Origin of the sequence: Olegusella massiliensis (assembly GCF_900078545.1) — a bacterium.
GTDB classification, from domain to species: Bacteria; Actinomycetota; Coriobacteriia; order Coriobacteriales; family Atopobiaceae; genus Olegusella; species Olegusella massiliensis.
Genome location: NZ_FLLS01000002.1, coordinates 1,120,429 through 1,136,948 on the forward strand (window position 1 = coordinate 1,120,429; position 16,520 = coordinate 1,136,948).

16 protein-coding genes and 2 pseudogenes are annotated in these 16,520 nt (G+C 58.7%); 13 read left to right on the forward strand and 5 right to left on the reverse strand.

Translation table 11 applies throughout. From position 1 onward, the window contains the following. Window positions 1-258 precede the first annotated feature (258 nt). Window positions 259-1,653 (reverse strand): AlbA family DNA-binding domain-containing protein, encoded by a 1,395-nt coding sequence (locus BN4314_RS05245; protein WP_068540193.1) that lies wholly within the window; start codon window positions 1,651-1,653, stop codon window positions 259-261. 243 nt (window positions 1,654-1,896) lie between these two features. Here BN4314_RS05245 and BN4314_RS08190 point away from each other — a divergent pair, with 243 nt between their 5' ends. The 4 genes and pseudogenes from BN4314_RS08190 (at window position 1,897) to istB (ending at window position 4,106) form a co-directional block, all read left to right on the forward strand. Further along, window positions 1,897-2,130: a helix-turn-helix domain-containing protein gene (locus BN4314_RS08190; RefSeq protein WP_198145549.1), complete on the forward strand. Its 234-nt coding sequence runs from the start codon at window positions 1,897-1,899 to the stop codon at window positions 2,128-2,130. Window positions 2,131-2,142: 12 nt separating this feature from the next. Beyond that, a pseudogene (istA, locus tag BN4314_RS08435) lies at window positions 2,143-2,787 on the forward strand (IS21 family transposase); the annotation flags it as partial. Then, window positions 2,782-3,348 (forward strand): Mu transposase domain-containing protein, encoded by a 567-nt coding sequence (locus BN4314_RS08440; protein ID WP_408634888.1) that lies wholly within the window; start codon window positions 2,782-2,784, stop codon window positions 3,346-3,348. The pseudogene istA and the gene BN4314_RS08440, both read left to right, overlap by 6 nt. Before the next feature lie 2 nt (window positions 3,349-3,350). Further along, window positions 3,351-4,106: an IS21-like element helper ATPase IstB gene (gene istB / locus BN4314_RS05255; RefSeq protein WP_187369551.1), complete on the forward strand. Its 756-nt coding sequence runs from the start codon at window positions 3,351-3,353 to the stop codon at window positions 4,104-4,106. A gap of 53 nt (window positions 4,107-4,159) precedes the next feature. On the opposite strand, the gene BN4314_RS05260 is transcribed toward istB, so the two are convergent. Continuing rightward, window positions 4,160-5,254 carry an IS3 family transposase gene (locus BN4314_RS05260; protein WP_148424865.1) on the reverse strand — a complete coding sequence of 365 codons (1,095 nt, stop codon included), beginning with the start codon at window positions 5,252-5,254 and terminating at the stop codon, window positions 4,160-4,162. Further along, complete coding sequence (gene ilvD / locus BN4314_RS05265) at window positions 5,161-6,801, reverse strand: dihydroxy-acid dehydratase (RefSeq protein WP_068540195.1); 1,641 nt, start codon at window positions 6,799-6,801, stop codon at window positions 5,161-5,163. Before ilvD ends, BN4314_RS05260 begins: the two co-directional genes overlap by 94 nt. A gap of 482 nt (window positions 6,802-7,283) precedes the next feature. On the opposite strand from ilvD, the gene BN4314_RS05270 reads away from it, so the two are divergent. From BN4314_RS05270 to BN4314_RS05310, 9 genes are all read left to right on the forward strand, one after another. Beyond that, a complete protein-coding gene (locus BN4314_RS05270; RefSeq protein ID WP_068540196.1) occupies window positions 7,284-7,910 on the forward strand; it encodes a bifunctional 4-hydroxy-2-oxoglutarate aldolase/2-dehydro-3-deoxy-phosphogluconate aldolase in 627 nt (208 codons plus the stop codon). Between the two features lie 2 nt (window positions 7,911-7,912). Continuing rightward, on the forward strand, window positions 7,913-8,374 hold the full coding sequence (locus tag BN4314_RS05275; RefSeq protein ID WP_068540197.1) for a PTS sugar transporter subunit IIA: 462 nt from the start codon (window positions 7,913-7,915) through the stop codon (window positions 8,372-8,374). 61 nt (window positions 8,375-8,435) lie between these two features. Continuing rightward, entirely contained in the window at window positions 8,436-8,714 is a 279-nt protein-coding gene (locus BN4314_RS05280; RefSeq protein ID WP_068540198.1) for a PTS sugar transporter subunit IIB, read from the forward strand. 82 nt (window positions 8,715-8,796) lie between these two features. Beyond that, entirely contained in the window at window positions 8,797-10,182 is a 1,386-nt protein-coding gene (locus BN4314_RS05285; protein ID WP_082911173.1) for a PTS galactitol transporter subunit IIC, read from the forward strand. Between the two features lie 31 nt (window positions 10,183-10,213). Beyond that, complete coding sequence (locus tag BN4314_RS05290; RefSeq protein WP_068540199.1) at window positions 10,214-11,209, forward strand: NAD(P)-dependent oxidoreductase; 996 nt, start codon at window positions 10,214-10,216, stop codon at window positions 11,207-11,209. A 56-nt stretch (window positions 11,210-11,265) separates the two neighbouring features. Beyond that, window positions 11,266-11,553: a UxaA family hydrolase gene (locus tag BN4314_RS05295; protein ID WP_068540838.1), complete on the forward strand. Its 288-nt coding sequence runs from the start codon at window positions 11,266-11,268 to the stop codon at window positions 11,551-11,553. Then, complete coding sequence (locus BN4314_RS05300; RefSeq protein ID WP_068540200.1) at window positions 11,546-12,721, forward strand: UxaA family hydrolase; 1,176 nt, start codon at window positions 11,546-11,548, stop codon at window positions 12,719-12,721. The genes BN4314_RS05295 and BN4314_RS05300 overlap by 8 nt, the downstream gene beginning before the upstream one ends. A 52-nt stretch (window positions 12,722-12,773) precedes the next feature. After that, complete coding sequence (locus BN4314_RS05305; protein ID WP_068540201.1) at window positions 12,774-13,865, forward strand: iron-containing alcohol dehydrogenase; 1,092 nt, start codon at window positions 12,774-12,776, stop codon at window positions 13,863-13,865. 122 nt (window positions 13,866-13,987) lie between these two features. Further along, complete coding sequence (locus BN4314_RS05310) at window positions 13,988-14,968, forward strand: phosphoglycerate dehydrogenase (protein WP_068540202.1); 981 nt, start codon at window positions 13,988-13,990, stop codon at window positions 14,966-14,968. Window positions 14,969-15,290: 322 nt separating this feature from the next. Here BN4314_RS05310 and BN4314_RS05315 read toward each other — a convergent pair whose 3' ends face one another. Then, the gene (locus tag BN4314_RS05315) at window positions 15,291-16,325 is read right to left on the reverse strand and encodes an IS3 family transposase (RefSeq protein ID WP_232309758.1); all 1,035 of its coding nucleotides are present in this window, start codon (window positions 16,323-16,325) and stop codon (window positions 15,291-15,293) included. Then, window positions 16,214-16,453 (reverse strand): annotated as a pseudogene (locus BN4314_RS08285) (transposase); the annotation flags it as partial. The gene BN4314_RS05315 and the pseudogene BN4314_RS08285, both read right to left, overlap by 112 nt. Window positions 16,454-16,520: the final 67 nt, after the last annotated feature.

Below are 16,520 nucleotides of genomic sequence, written 5' to 3' on the forward strand. Positions count from 1 at the left end.
GCAACCGGGAGGCGAGCGTTGCGGCAGTTGGCCGGCCGTAAACTCGGGCGTGAAAGCGAGCTGGAGCTGCCCGCTTTCGGTAAAGAGCTCTGGAGCGTCCGCGTGGTCAGTCCGTGGCTTGCTGGCGCTATGCGAAATGCGGGCAGCAGTCCGAGGGGGGCGTTAGGGTAATCGTCGATTCCGATCGCAAGCGCCTTGCCTCCTCCTTGGTCTCCTCAGCGGGGGTCATGCGGCGTCTCCGGTCCCTGCTGCAACGCATTATCCGGCCGGCACGTACCTCCGTGCCCGGCCGTTGCCCACTGGAGTTACGGCTCCCTCCTCGACGAGCGCGGCGAGCGCGCGCTGCGCGGTCCTCCTGGAATAGCCGGCCTCGACGGCCTCGGACACGGACAGGCTGTCGCGGGATGCAACCAATCTCGCTATTCCGGCAACGACGTCCGTGGAATTTCTGGCACCCGGCGTCGCGTCGCCCAGCGCTCCGGAAGGCCGGTAGATGGGGACCGATGCGGTGAACACAGTCCCCTCGATGAGTTCGGGGTCCTCCCCGGAATAGCGCGGTGAGTACCTGAACAGGTTCCTCGTGCCGCTGCCCAGCTCCTCGGCGAGTCCGATGCTGGAGAAGAAGGACGAGATTATGGGGTTCTTCGGCAGGGGGCTGAAGCCCTCCGGGGTGATGGGTCCCTGGAACATGGCCCTGCTCGCGTTCTCCGTGCGAAGGGCTTTGCCGTCGATGACGATGCGCGCCGGGTAGGGGCTCGTGAACTCGCGATGTATCAGGCAGTTGGCGATCACCTCGCGCACGATAACGTCGCGCAAGCTGACCGACTCGTCCCCGTCGAGCGCAAACCTGTCCGGCATGTGCTTCCGGCAGAAACCCGCCAGCAGGTCGTAGGCGTCGACGAGGTTGCAGCGGACGACGATGCGGTCGTCGTAGCGGCTCTCGGGGTCCACCCGCCATATCGCGTCGGTCTTGTACGGTGGGCAGACGGAGCGGATGACCTCGTCCCTGCCAATCAGGAGCACGGCGGCAAGGTTGAAGCCCTCGTCTCCCGTCGAGAAGTCCTTGCCCAGAAGCCCCGCCGACCTCATCAGCTCCTCGTCTCCGAGCCTTGCCCATTCGTGGTCGGCTCGCTTGCGGACGGCCCTTTCGCGGATTCCGTCGAGCATCTCCAGCTTCAGGTCGCCCGGCCCGACGTGCTTGTACACCCTTTGCTCGGTGTAGAGCCCCTGCTTGCGTATGCAAATCTCCGCCAAGCGCGACGCGCTGCGCACCACTATGTTGGAATCCTCCACCCGTTCGTAGATTTCGCCCTTGAACCGGTGCATGTTGGGGCTGGGCGGGACCCAGAGCCTGAGCACCGCCTTCCCCTCGAAGTCGACCTCTTCGAACTCGAAGGAGACCGGGGAATCGAACAGCTTAGGGTTGTTTACCACGTTGACGATGTTGCGCTTGATGGCAAGGGCGGCGTCCGCCTTGATCCCCGAGACGGTCCCATCGTCCTCGACCCCGAGGAAGATAGAGCCGCCGAAGGTATTCGCGAACGAGCAGACGGACTCGAATGTGTCCCTTTCGGGCTGCTGCCCGCATCTCTTGAATTCGACGCTCGCGGTCTCGCCGATCGCGAGCGTTTCCGCCAGAGTCTGGTGGTCCATTTACAATCGGCCTCCTTTCTGCGCCAGAATACATCATATGGCGCGATTTGGCGCATAAATGGCGCGATTTGGCGCGGAACGAGCGTTGGGAGGGTGTCTTGTTCCGTTCGATAGGTGTATGCGGTAGCTTGAGATAGAACACGCTGGCACGATCGTTTTGAACACAACGGCAGACATGCCGACCAACACAACCGGCTAACTTGGTTGTCGCTTGAGTAATTCAACCGAGGAGGCCAGAAAGGTATGATCAGCATGTCGCAAGTTCATTCTATACGCCTGCTGCGCAGGGAGGGCGAGACCATCGCGGGAATCGCCAGAAAAGTGGGTGTGTCGCGAACGACCGTCTACGAGAAGCTCCGCGAGGGGGACTGCTCGCCGAAGATGCCCGTCAGACAGCACAAGCACAGGATGCTCGACGATTACAGGGCAATCATCGAGGGCTGGCTTGACGAGGATTCCCGCAACTGGCGCAAGTAGCGCCACACCGCGCGCAGGATATGGCAGCGGCTGCGGGACGAGTACGGGGTCAGATGCTCGGAATCCACCGCCCGCCACTACGTCTGCGAGTTGAAGCGCACGCGCAGAAAGCCCGAGGAATGCTTCCTCGACCTGGTGTGGAGACCGGGCGAGGCGCAGGCGGACTTCGGCGAAGCCGACTTCTACATCTGGGGCGCCAAGCGTCGCATGAGCTTCTTCGTGCTCTCGTTCCCCTACTCGAACATGGGCTTCGCCCAGCTGTTCCCCTCGGAAAACGCCGAGTGCGTATGCCAGGCGCTCAAGCAGGTGTTCGAGTTCACGGGCGGCGTGCCCGCGCGCATCGTGTTCGACAACGCCACCGGCGTGGGCCGGCGCGTCTGCGGGGGCGTGCGCACCACCGAGACCTTCACGGCGTTCGCAGCCCACTACGGGTTCGCCTACAGCTTCTGCAACCCGAACTCCGGTCACGAGAAGGGCAACGTCGAGGGCAAGGTCAAGTTCATACGCTCCAACCTGTTCGTTCCGGTGCCGCGCCTGCAGAACGTGGGGCGCTACAACGCGCGCCTGCTCGGGAAATGCGCGGGGCTGGCCAAGGAGCACTACATCAAGGGCGTCCCCGAAAACGAGCTCTTCGCGGAAGACAGGGCCGCCATGCTAGGCCTGCCGGAAGCGTCGTTCAACGTGGTCCGATACATGACCGCCCGCGCCGACAAGCAGGGCAAGGTGCAGGTGGACGGGCGCCACTTCTACTCGACCGACCCCGCGCTGGCGGGCGCAGAGGTGATCGTCGCCCTAGGCGCCACCACCGTGGACGTGTTCACCGCTGACGGCGAACTCGTATGCGCGCACGAGCGCCGCTACGGCAGCGCGCCCACCGACTCGACCAATCCGGCCAGCCAGCTGCCGTTGCTCGCCGTGAAGCTGGGCGCCTGGGCGAACAGCCAGGTCAGGGCTTCCATCCCCGACAGCCTGCGAGAATACATGGACAGCCAGGGCAGGCGCGACCTCGCCGGCAGCCTGCGCATCATGCGCGACCAGGTCGAGGCCAGCGGCTGGGACGCGGCCATCGACGCCATGGAGGTCGCCTTGGAATCGACGGGCAGGGTCGATGCCGCCAGCGTCGCGGTCGCCGCCGCCCGCGGCGTCGGCGGCGCGATAACGTACGACGAGCCGGTCGACCTCGCCGCCTACGACGAGGCGATCAGGAGGGCGGTGTAGCCATGCCCATCAGGTCCAAGAGCGACGCCGAGACGCTGCGCGGGCTGGCGCGCAGCCTGTACTTTTCCAACGACACCATCGACTGGTTTCTCGCGGAAGCCAACGCCGCCCAGCTCAGGAGCGTTGTCGGGATGATCGAACACGAGCTGGAGGTGCGCGAGCGCAACAGGCGCGCCCGCCTGTACAGGCGGGCGAGGGTCCCGCAGGGGAAATCCTTCGAGGGCTACGACTTCTCGCAGGTGGTGCTCCCCGAGGGGTATTCCGTGGAGGACCTCAAGTCGCTGTCGTTCATCGATATGGCGCAGGACTTCGTGTTCCACGGCCAGACCGGCCGGGGTAAGACCCATTTGGCCATCGCGCTGGGCAACGCCGCGGTGATGGCGGGGAAGACCGTGAGGTTCTACACCGCCGCCGAGCTCGCGCTGTCGCTGGCGAAGGCAAACCGCGAGCACGCGCTGGAGGCGACGATGAGGGACATCGCCAGGAACGACCTGGTAATACTGGACGAGTTCGGCTACGTGCCGCTCGACGTCGAGAGCTCGCGCCTGCTGTTCCAAGTGGTGTCGCTATGCTACGAGACGCGCAGCATGATACTTACCACCAACATCGAGTTCGGGAAATGGGGCACGATACTGGGCGACGACAAGCTTGCCGCCGCGATGATCGACCGCATCGTGCACCATGGCCGACTCGTGGAATTCGGCGGCAACAGCCACCGAATGGACGCTGCGCTGATGCTCGGGAAGGCGGAAGTCTAGAAATCACGGCATGTCTGCCAAAGTGTCCAATCTGTGCGTGCCACTGTGTTCACCTATCGCTTGACAGAAACAGTCCACCCCTCCCAGTCCCTGCCGTGGAACGCCTCGTTCTTGAGCGTCCCGAAGAAGCCCTCGCACGCGGCGTTGTCGGGGCTCGTCGACTTCCTCGACATCGACCTCGCGATGCCGGCGGCCTCGCACCTCTCCTTCCAGCCCGGCCACCGGTAGTGGCGGCCGCGGTCCGTGTGCAGCAGCGGCGCCTCGCCGGGCGCCGGCCTGGATATCGCGTCGTCGAGGCTCGAGTTCGCCAGGTCCGCGTCGGGCGACGTGCCCAGCGCCCAGCCCACGGGCCTGCCGTCGAACAGGTCGACGACCAGCGACAGGTAGACCCTGTCGCCGCAGGGCAGGGCGAACTCGGTGATGTCGGAGGCCCACCGCTCGTTGGGGCGGGACGCGGAGAAGTCGTGCGTGCCGTCCTCCCTCAGCAGCAGGTTCGGCGCCCCGGCGTCGGCCTCGCCCCGGTAGGAGCTGTAGCGGCGCCTCCTCCTCAGCCAGACCGGCCTCAGGCCCTGCTCCCGCATCGAGCGCCGCACCAGCTTCTCCGACACGGGCCCCGCCCTGCGCGCGACGACCTCGCGGACGAAGCGGTAGCCCCTGGCCCCGCGCCCGTCGCCCTCGAAGGCCCGCCTGACCTCGGCGTCGAGCCAGGGCCTGGCCGGCGGCCTGGTCATCGCCCCGAGCTGGTGGTAGTAGGTCGACCGGGCCAGGCCCAGCCTCCCGCGCGCCGCGGCCGCGCCGAACCTACCCGACAGCCTCTCCGCCACCGTCGCCTTCTCCCGGTTGGTCAGCGCCGACGGAACGCAGCCCGNACATCGAGCTCTACTACAACAGGCAGCGGTTGCATTCCAAGAACGGATATATGGCGCCTTGCGACTTAGAGCGAGATGCCGCCTGAAGATGCTTAAATAATTGTCCAGAAAACCTTGACCACTCCAATCCGACCATCGCTGGATGGTCCAGCTTTTAGTCCGCAGTCCCAACGGAAAATGAGTCTCTAACTGAGAACGGCACCCGTCTTTGCGGATCCCACTTGCTTGGCATAACGAGCAAGGAGTCTTCCGCCGTTCTCGTGAATCATCGGCTCCCACGCCGCACGCCTACGCTCCAAATCTTCCTCGCTCACCTCAAGCTCAATGAGGTTGCGGCTCAGGTCAATGTGGATGATGTCGCCATCCTCCACAAGCGCAATGGGCGCGCCGTCGAGCGCCTCGGGGCACAGGTAGCCAACGGACAGACCACCCGAGGCACCAGAGAAGCGACCATCGGTGATCACGGCAGAGTTGGGAATACCCTTCATGATCTCCGTCACGCGGTGAAGCTCCTTCATACCCGGCCCGCCCTTTGAGCCCTCGTAGCGCACGACAACGCCCGTACCAGCAGCGATGCGGTGCTCGTTATAGGCTGCAAACGCCTCGTCCTCAGAGTTGAACACCATGGCAGGGCCGCTCCACACGTGCTGGTTGGCCGGAACGGCGCTCGTCTTGACCAACGCTCCCTCCGGGGCCAGGTTGCCATAGAGAACCTGGATGCCGTTGGCAACCGAGGCCGGATCGTCCTGCGTCCTGATAACCGAACGATCAACGGGGATGCCGCCTGCAAGCTCGCTGGCCATGGTCTTGCCGCTTACCGTCATGACGCTCGTGTCGAGACTCGCCTCGATAGTCTTGAGAACCGCCGGAATGCCACCCGCCTTGTACAGGTTGATGCACGAGATATCCCCGTTGGGCACCACGCTGCAGACAACGGGCGTGCGCGAGGTAACCTCCGCAACCTTGGCCCACGTACATTCAAGGCCAAGCTCGTCTGCCAGCGCGGGCAGGTGAATAAGCGCGTTGAGCGAGCCGCCAATGGAGGCAAGCAGGGCCACGGCGTTGTCGATTGCACTCTGCGTCATGATGTCGCTTGGCTTGATGCCCCTGCGCACAAGGTCAACAACGGCCGCACCGGTGCGCCTGGCGGAGAACCTGCGCTGGCTCGTCGAAGAGGGCCACAAGGCGCCATAGAGTAGCATCATGCCCAGACCCTCGCAGAGGCACCCCATCGTGTTGGCCGTACCCAAGAACGGGCAGATGCCGGGACCCGTGTAGTAACGAAGCGTCCCCTCGATGACCTCGCGCTCGGTGGCCTCTCCCGCCAGGAAGCGAGCGCGCAGGGCCTTGGATTCGGACGGCTTGATCTCGTCATAGCAGGGGCCTGCGGTAACGATGGCGGCGGGCAGGTCGATGCGCGCCGCGGCCATGAGCATGCCGGGGATAATCTTGTCACAGCTACCCATATAGACAACGCCGTCAAAGCACCCCTCGCCCACGATCATGGCCTCGCACGAGTCCGTGATAAGGTCGCGGTGGGGCAGGCAGTAGCGCATGCCTGCATGGCCCTGCGCCACGCCATCACACATGCCAATGGTGTTGAACTCAATGGGTTCGCCGCCAGCCTCCAAGATTCCCTTCTTGACCTCGGCGGCAAGCTGCCGCAGCGGCTCATGGCCGGGGCAGAGCTCATTCCAGCTGTTGGCAATGGCAATGAGTGGCTTGTCCGGATTCTCGAGAGAGTCAATGGATACACCCGCCGCCGCAAGGTGAGCCTTAGAGATGGCCCTCTGGAAGGGCTCCAACTTGTCAATTGCTCGCTGCATGGGAAGTCCCCTTTCCCGATAGATGGAGTCGCTTGATAGGCGCCGCTGATGAGGAAAACCCCGATTACGCGGCTAGGCCCATGGTATCGCCTCGCAAAGTGTGTGCGTCTGCGACCGCTCATTAAGCATGAAATATGGAGGAAATATGTAGATGCTTAACATATGAATGCTGAGATATACAAAAGCAAAATGAAAATATGCACTTTGTAATAAGCGGAATACGTGGTAGGGGGGGGTATCTCAAAGAATTCAAATTTAGTATTCGGTAAACGGTGCTTTATCATTTCAATAAAATGCAGGTAATTTGCGTTATCAGCCTGGCAATTTGCCGTTTACGGATTTGACCTTTACTGCTTTATCAGAAGTGAAGAAAATATAAACCAGTAATTCACAGCTTTAGTGAATTATGCATTTATAAAGACAAACGCTTTGATGACTGCAGGCCATGGCTCTGGTTCTAACAGGGAGAGGAGAAGAGCTGGATGTTTGACAAGAATGCTGATTTTCCCAAGGTGACGGTGATTCTTCGAGGCTATACATACGAGCAATGCCGCTGCGTGGTCGAGCAGCTCGTTGGCACGAAGCTCAATGCCGTTGAGGTTGCGTTTAACACTCCGGGCGCTGCTGACATTATCGACAGGCTCAACGGAGAGTTCGGTGCCGAGGTAAAGATTGGCGCCGGCACGGTCACGACGGAAGAGCGCGCGGTTGCCGCCGTTAAGGCGGGCGCGCACTTCATGTTGTCGCCTATCAACTTCTCGGACCGGATCTTTGAGATTGCGAAGGACGCCGGTGTGGTAACGGTCCCCGCGGCGTTTAGTCCCTCCGAAATCGTTGAGATGTTCGACAAGGGCGCCGACATCGTGAAGGTGTTCCCCGCGGGCATCCTGGGTCCCAAGTACTTTAGCGACGTGCAGGCTCCTCTGGATTACTTACCTCTCATGGCCGTAGGCGGCGTTAACGGCGGCAACGTCCAAGAGTTCTTCGATGCTGGCTGCTCTTACGCTGGAATTGGCTCTGGCATTTTCGACAAGCAAGACATCAGAGAGATGAACTCTTCGGCACTGGCGCACCAGATTTCCGAATTCGAGAAGCGCGTGAGGTGGTAGTGATGGCAGAAGTTAAGTTCAACGAGTCGCTCGTTCTGGATCTTGAGAATCCCGAGAGCACGGCCCAGGTCGAGGGCGTACTGGCAAACCACCTTTATGAGCTTGGTAGCGTTAAGGAAAGCTATATGGGTGCCTTGGCTGAGCGCGAGAAGAACTATCCCACGGCGCTCGAGGTCGGCGAGATTAACGTGGCCATACCTCACTGCGACGCCGAGAACGCTAATGAGGCCGCGGTCTGCGTTGGCATTCTTCGCAAGCCAGTGGATTGGCGACGCATGGATGACCCCGACGCCACGACGCCCGTGAGGCTCGTTTTCATGCTTGCACTTAACGAGGCTCACTCCCACCTCGAGATGATTCAGAAGATCATCGGCGTTATCCAGGACCAGGAGTTTGCCAAGAAACTTGCCGAAAGCAATGCCCATGAGGCTTACGAGCTCCTCGCTCCTCGATTCGCAGAGTAGTCAACTTGCGTAGGTTGTTTAAAACCGCGGCACGGGTCGCGGAGGAAGAAAGGATAGCTAGATGAAAAGCATCTTGTTTGCGTGTGGCAACGGCATGGTGACGTCGACGATGGTCGCACACAAGGTGACCGACTACCTCAAGGAGAACGGCGTTGAGGTCAAGTACAACCAGTGCCGCGTCCAGGAGGTGGAGCATCTCGCCCAGGATTACGACCTTGTGGTTACTTCGGGCAGGTTCAAGAAGGGTGCCGTCCAGACGCCGGTGATCATGGGAACTCCTCTGCTCACGGGCATTAACGAGAAGGCCGTCCTGCAGCAGATTCTCGACGCGGTCAAGTAGGCAGTATCCGGCGGGAGAGGCACTGTAGGTCTGTATAGATTTGATGGGTTACCAGTTTGAAAGGAAAGTGAGTTAAAGAAGTATGGACGCATTCCTGAATGGATTCATGACGGTGTTTAACGCCATCATGAACGCCGGAGTCTACGTGATGCTGCCTATCATCATCACGCTTCTCTCCCTGCTCTTTGGTCTGAAGCTGAGTAAGGCTTTTAAGGCCGGTGTCACGATTGCCATTGGCTTCGCAGGCATCAACCTTGTCGTTCAGCTTATGAAGGATCAGCTTGGCCCCGCGGCAAAGGCCATGGTTGATACCGTTGGTATTCAGCTCGATGTTCTCGACGTGGGATGGAGCGCTCTTGCGTCGGCCGCTTGGGCAAGCACCCTCGTTCCCGTTATCGTGCTCGAGGTTATTGCCGTCAATATCGTGATGGTGGTTCTTAAGCTGACGGATACGATGGACATCGATATTTGGAACTACCACAGCATGCTTACCTGTGGTGGCCTGATCTTCTTCGTGACCGGCAACCCTGCATACGCCCTGATTGGCGTTGCCATCATGTCAATCATCACGTTCAAGTTCGCCGACTGGACGCAGCCCTTTGTGTCTCACTACTATGGCATCCCCGGAGTTTCGCTGCCTCATGTGCCTGCTCAGAGCTCCCTTATCATTGCGGCTCCCCTGAACTGGCTCTTCGACAAGATTCCCGGTCTCAACAAAATCGATATCGATATGTCTGGCGTTCGCAAGTATCTCGGCTTCTTCGGTGAGCCCTGGATGCTTGGACTTATCCTCGGCTGCGTCATTGGTGCGCTTGCCGGCTATGATCCGGGTAAGATTTTCACCCTTGGTATTTACATGTCTGCCGTCATGGTGCTCATCCCCCGCATGACCCAGATCTTCGTTGAGGGCCTTATGCCCGTGTCCGAGGCGGCTGGCGAGTGGTGCCAGAAGCACTTCAACGGCCGACAGCTTCACATTGGCCTTGACGCTGCCGTCATCGTCGGCGATGAGTCCGTCATTACGCTGACGCTGCTCATGACCCCCATCACCATTCTTCTTGCCGTGATTCTGCCGGGCAACCGCATGCTCCCGTTCGCTGACCTTGCGGTCATCACGTTCCGCATCTGCCTCATCCTGGCCATTTGCCGTGGCAACATGTTCCGCTCGCTTATCATCGGCACCGTTGTTATGGCTTCGGTTCTCTACTGTGGAACCTGGTCTGCCGAGGCTATGACTGGCTTCGCTACGGCCACCGGCCTGAGCTTTGACTCGGGTCTCATCGGCTCCTTCTGCGGACCGTCCTTGATCATGTCCTACATCATCTTTAAGGCGTGCACCACAAATCCTGTTGTCATCATTCCGATTATTCTCGTCGTCTTCATTGCCGTTTGGTACATCGTCGAGAAGAAGGTTGGTATGAAGAAGGTCGAGGAGTACGCCGCCGCTTGCGATGACATGCTGGAATAGCACGGACCGATTGCATTTGAAAGGATGAGTCATGGGGCAGGATACGAGCGGTGTGAGCATTGCGATCACCAACACGAATTCTTTTGGCTATGCCATTCCCGAGCACATGGAGCGACTCGAGAAGCTCGGGCCCGTGAGGCGCGTAAGCGTGCCTGGCGACTGTCGGGGTAGGGAGCTCGCCGAGGCGGTTGGCGATGCGAATATCATCATCACTTCTGGAACGCCTCAGTTCGACAGGGAGTTCTTTGAGTGCAAGCCGGAGATGAAGCTCGTTGCTCGCGACGGTCTTGGTTTCAACAACGTTGACGTTGAGGCGGCGCGGGAGCGTGGATGCTTTGTCACAAAGGTCGAGAAGTCTGTGGAGCGAGAGGCCGTGGCCGAGTGCGCCGTTTGCGAAATGATTGATTTGATTCGCAAAATCTGGCTTGGCATTCGCGCGGTCGACTCGAACAGGTGGCTCGACCGAGGTCAGTTCGTTGGATTTGAGCTTCGCAACCGCACTGTTGGTATTGTTGGCTGCGGTAATATTGGCAGTCGCGTTGCGGAGATTCTCCACCATGGATTTGGTGCGCGAGTAATTGCCAACGATCCCGTGGCGGATGAGGCGTGGGCCCAGAAGAACGGCGTCGAGTATGTAGATCTGGACACGCTCGTTGCCGAGTCTGACGTCATTACGCTCCATGCAACCCTTAACCCAACGTCTTTCCACCTTGTTGATGAGAAGTTTCTTGCTGGAATAAAGCCGGGGACCTATCTCGTTAACACGGCGCGTGGCGACATACTCGACCAGTCTGCCGTAGTTGACGCGCTGACGAGCGGAAGGCTCGCGGGACTCGCAATCGACGCCACAAGCGTTGAGCCCCCTGCTTCCGACGACCCGTTCCTCAATAACCCAAGAGTGCTTATCACGCCGCACATCGGCGCCTACACGGTTGAGGCATTGGGGGGCATGGGCGACATCTGCGTTACCAATGCCGAGCTTGTGGCTAGGGGCGAGAGGCCAGAGCATATCGTCTGGGAAGAGTAAGAGTGGCGAGGGGCGGGCACCAATACCGCCCGCCCTTTTCTTTTGATTGGAGTGCCATGAATAAGCGCGCCTTGCTTATGAACGAGAAGGACAACGTCATCACGGTTATCGACGCCGTCCAGAGCGGTGACGTGATTACGGTTACGCGCAAGGACGGAACCGTCGTGGGCGACCTGAAGGCGCTCGAGGCGGCTGACCGCTATCACAAGCTGGCTTATTTGGATTTGGAGCCGGGCGACCTTGTAACTAAGTATGGCCAAACCATCGGGCGCGCCACTTGCGCAATTAGGCGTGGGGAGTATGTGCACGTCCACAACATCGAGAGCGTTAAGACCAATGATTAGCGGATTTGTCAGGCCTGACGGCAAGGTCGGAATTCGAAACAAGGTTCTAATCCTGTCAACTGTTGGCTGCGCAAACAACACTGTCAAGAGGATTGCCGCACAGGTCGAGGGGACGGTTGCCCTTCCCAACGTTAAGGGTTGCGGGCAGATTGGCAAGGGCATCGATATCATGCGTCGCTGCCTCGCGAATGTCACCCAAAACCCGAATGTCTACGGCACAATCATCGTGGGCCTGGGCTGCGAGACGACTAAGCCGCACGAGCTGGCTGAGCATGTTCGTTCGCTTTCTGACAAGCCCGTGGAAGTGTTTACCATCCAGGAGCTTGGAGGTACGCCCAAGGCAATTGCCTACGGCGTTGCGCTCGCCCGGAAGATGGTTGCCGAGGCGGGGCTTGTGCCTCGCGTCCCTGTTGAGCCCTCCAAGATTGTTCTCGCTACCAATTGCGGTGGGTCTGACGCCACGAGTGGCCTCGCCGCCAATCCAACCGTTGGCGCCTGCTCTGACATCCTGATTTCCAAGGGCGGAACGGTGATGCTGGGAGAGACTACTGAGCTCATTGGTACCGAGCACCTGCTTGGCGAGCGTGCAAAGGACGATAAGGTCAGGAACGACATCTACACGATTGTTCAAGACCTCGAGCATCAATTTATTGCCAACGGTATTGACGTCCGTGGAGCAAACCCGACCCCGGGCAATATGAAGGGTGGCCTTTCTACTCTCGAGGAGAAGGCCCTCGGAGGCATCTCCAAGGGGGGATCAGGACCTATTAACCAGGTTGTTGGATATGGCGAGATCCCGTCTGAAAATGGCCTCGTCATTATGGATACGCCTGGATATGACATCGAGAGCGTGTCGGGCATGGCCGTTGGCGGTGCACAGGTCTGTATCTTTACGAGCGGACGCGGTAACCCCGTGGGCAATGCTCTCATTCCCGTGATTAAGGTTACGGGTAACCCCGAGACGTACGAATCGATGAAGGATAACACCGATCTTGATACCTCTGGTGTTATCGATGGCTCTGACACAATCGATTCTCTTGGCGAGAAGCTGTACGGCATTCTCGAAGATGTGTGCAACGGCATGCCCTGCAAGTCCGAGGCTTACGGGTTCGATGACTTTGCGGTCTATCACAACGAGGAGATTTGGTGTACCTGCGACCTTTCGTAGGACTTGATGGGCTGTCCGTCGTATTAACCGTTTCGTTTACATGGAGGTTCTAATGGATTTGTCTTCGCGGGACTCGGCAATTAAGTTTGGTATGGGTCGGTACAGGCAGGCGTCAGGCCTGTTGGAGCAGCTTGGAGATGAGTTGTCTCGCTTTGGCAATAAGGCTCTTGTGATTGCTGGCGAGCGCTCATGGGGAGCTGTGAGAGACCGTCTTGTTCCCGTGTTTGAAGAGTCAAAAATCGAAACAAGCCTTGTGATCTGGAAGGGTGCCTGTTGCGCCGAGGGAGCCAGGGAACTCAGCGACAGGGCGGCAGAAATTGACGCAAAACAAATCATTGGCATTGGCGGCGGCAAGATAATCGATCTTGCAAAGGCAACTGCCGAGTTGCGCGGCGTTGGCGCAACTCTCATTCCCACCAATGTTGCTCAGTGTGCACCGGGGGCATGCACGAGCGTAATGTACACGCCGAATGGGGCCAAGGATGTTACGTGGCGCTATGGGCATGAGGTCAATGGCTGCTACATAGACCTCGACGTGATTGCCCAATGTCCGCCCCGGTATCTTGCCGCTGGGATTGTCGATGCAATGGCCAAAAAGATTGAGATACTGAATGGTAGGCCAAATCTTGACCTAATGGCGACGGATATCGATTTGTATACCGCATATAACATCGCGTGCTACACCTACGACGTTCTTAATAGCCGCTGGCAGCAGGCTATTGAGGACAACAGGGCTGGCCGGGTAACTAAGGCCCTGGAAGATGTTGTGTTTGCCGCGGTGCCCGTTACCGGCGTTATCTCTAACACTACGAGGGGATATAACCAAACTCAGATTGCCCATGTGATATATGACGGAGTGCGAACGCTCTTTACCGAAGAGGCAAAGCAGTCCCTTCACGGGGAGATCGTTGCCGTTGGCCTGTTCTGCCAACTGTATTTCAATGGGCTTGAGAAAGAAGAGGATGGCCTGAAGAACATGCTGAGAAGCATGGAAATGCCGCTTACACTTTCGGACTTGGGCATCGATTCCAAGGAGGAGAACCTCGAAGCGCTTGAGCGCTATATTGCTGGGTCGCGCCATTTCAATAGCGAGGACCCGATTGCTAGGAAGAGGCTTCACCGCGCGATGCTCGAAATGATTTAGTTGTCTGCAGCAAGGTGGCAAGATGGGGCCGGGCCAATCTGAGGAAATGGCCCGGCCCGATTTTTGCTGACCAGTTTTATACTTCTGTTCAGATTTTTTATTCAAGAAGAAGAGTCTTGGAAATGCAAAACGCCTCCTTCAAAGTTGTCTCTTTCGCCGCAACGTTTGGCGTCTTTACGACGGAGCCAAAACAACGGCTTGAAGATGCCGGCTGCGAGGTAAAGATCATTAAGCATAGCCGCGTGCTGACCGATGCCGAGAAGATTGGCTGCGCAAGGGATGCCGATGCCGTCATTCTTGGCGGCGACGGCATGTCGAGACGCGTGATTAACGCCCTGCCAAAGCTGAAGGTCATTGCTCGGCATGGTCGCGGCATAGATGGCATTGACTACAAGGCGGCGACAGACAAGGGCGTTATGGTCGTGAATGCCCCTGGTGTCAACATTGAGGAGACAGCAGACCTTACGTTAGGCCTCATCCTCGATCTTGAGCGGCACATTACCCAGATGAACAATGACCTCAAGGCTGGTATCTGGGAAAAGCGTGCTGGGCACAGTCTATATGGCAAGACGATTGGCATCATTGGCGTGGGTGACATTGGCCTTGCTGTTGCGCGGCGCGCGATGGGTTTTGGCATGGATATCCTGGGAAACGACATTCGTCAGCGGCCCGATGCGGCAAAGACGGGGTTGATGTTCACGGGTTTGAACGATTTGCTTAAGCGAAGCGATATCGTGACTATTCATACGCCGCTTACTGCATCAACCACCAACCTGATTGGCGCCAAAGAGTTAAGGATGATGCGAGAAGACGCAATTCTTGTTAACACCTCGCGCTGGGGAATCATCAGAAAAGAAGCCCTGGAAAAGGCGTTGCAATCTGGCCAACTAATGGGATATGCGACTGATGTGCACGAGCAGGAGCCGGGGCCCGCTCCGTCATTTGCTGATTTGCCGAACGTCCTTGTTACGCCCCATGCCGGATCGGCTACGTACGAGACAAACCTGCGAATGGGCATGACGGTTGCCGACAACATCATTGCGGTCAAGAATGGCGTGACGCCACCAAATCTGGTCACATCTGTTTCATTGATATTTGGGTAGGGACAGGGCTGGGGTAATCGACCGAACGGTTGCGCTTAATGAGACGAGAGCGTTCGCGAGGCCACCGCTTAGGCTCCTAAGCCCAGAGGCTGCTGGTCTGTAATATATAGATGTCTGCAAACTATGGGGCCGTACCTTTGGATACGTTAATCGCTGTTATTTATTGTCTTGTTGCGGCGGCCGGCGTCTGTGTAGTTCGGCGTTTTGGCCCGTTCTCGCTCTCTTCGTACTGCGTTGAGGGACTGCGGACATTTTCTTGGACAGTCTAGCGTACCGGGACTTTGGAGTGGTCAAGGTTTTCTGGACAATTATTTAAGCATCTTCAGGCGGCATCTCGCTCTAAGTCGCAAGGCGCCATATATCCGTTCTTGGAATGCAACCGCTGCCTGTTGTAGTAGAGCTCGATGTATTTGAACACCTCCTGCCTCGCCTCGTCCTTGGATTTGTATCTTCTGTCATTTATCAGCTCTCGCTTGAGCGTCTTGAAGAACGACTCGGCCACCGCATTGTCCCACGGATTTCCAGGCCTTGACATTGACTGGGCTATCCCGTGCGACTCGAGGCATCTCTGGAATGCGCGCGAGGTGTATTGGGACCCCTGGTCGTCGTGGAACACCAGCGAGAAGTCATCCGGCGGATCCTCCCTTCCGACGGCTTGCTCAAGCGCATCGATGGCCAGCTTCTCCGTGATCCTGTCCGACATCGACCATCCGACGACCTTGCGATGCCACGCGTCTATCACGGCCGCGAGGTAGAGCCAGCCCTCGTCGGTATCGATATAGGTGATGTCGCCGACCCAGAGCCTGTTCCTGGCGTCCACGTCGAAGGCGCGGTTGATGAGGTTCACGCGCGGATCGCCCTTCTCGACCGGCTTCGCTCGCCTGTGCTTTCTCGTCGTGCCCTTAGCCTGGAGGCCCAGCCTGCGCATGACGGCCAGGACGCGCTTCTCGCTCACGGCTATCCCGTCGCGCCTGAGCTCGCGGTTGATGCGGCGGTAGCCGTACCGGCCCTTGTGCAGCTCGAACTTCTCGGCGACGAACCCTTCGAGCGCCTCCCGCTCTATCTGCGCGTTCGACTTGGGCCTATTCAAGTAGTCGTAGTACTCGGATTTGGAAACGCGGAGGATCTCGCATGCCTTCCTGATGGGGCCGAATTCGCCCCTATGCGCCTTGATGAACTCGCACCTCACGCATGGTCTTGACTCAAGAAGGCCCGGAAATTTTTTAGCAGCTCGTTCTCGCGCTCGAGCTCCTCGACCTTCTTCCTGAGCTTCACGATCTCGTAGTCCTTGTTGACCTTGGGGCTTCCGTTGCCGGGAAAGGCGGCATCGCCCATCTCCTCGTATTCCTGAGCCCAGCGTCTGAGCGTGGAATCCTTGATCCCAAGCTCCTTTGCGAGGTCGACGACTCTCATCTCTCCGCTCAGCACCACCCGAGCGGCCGCGACCTTGAACTGCTTGTCGTAGCGCTTCCTTCTTTGGGTCATCCCGAACACCTTTCACCCTTAACTTGGTGTCCAGAAAATTATGCCCTCTCCACACCTTTCACCCTTA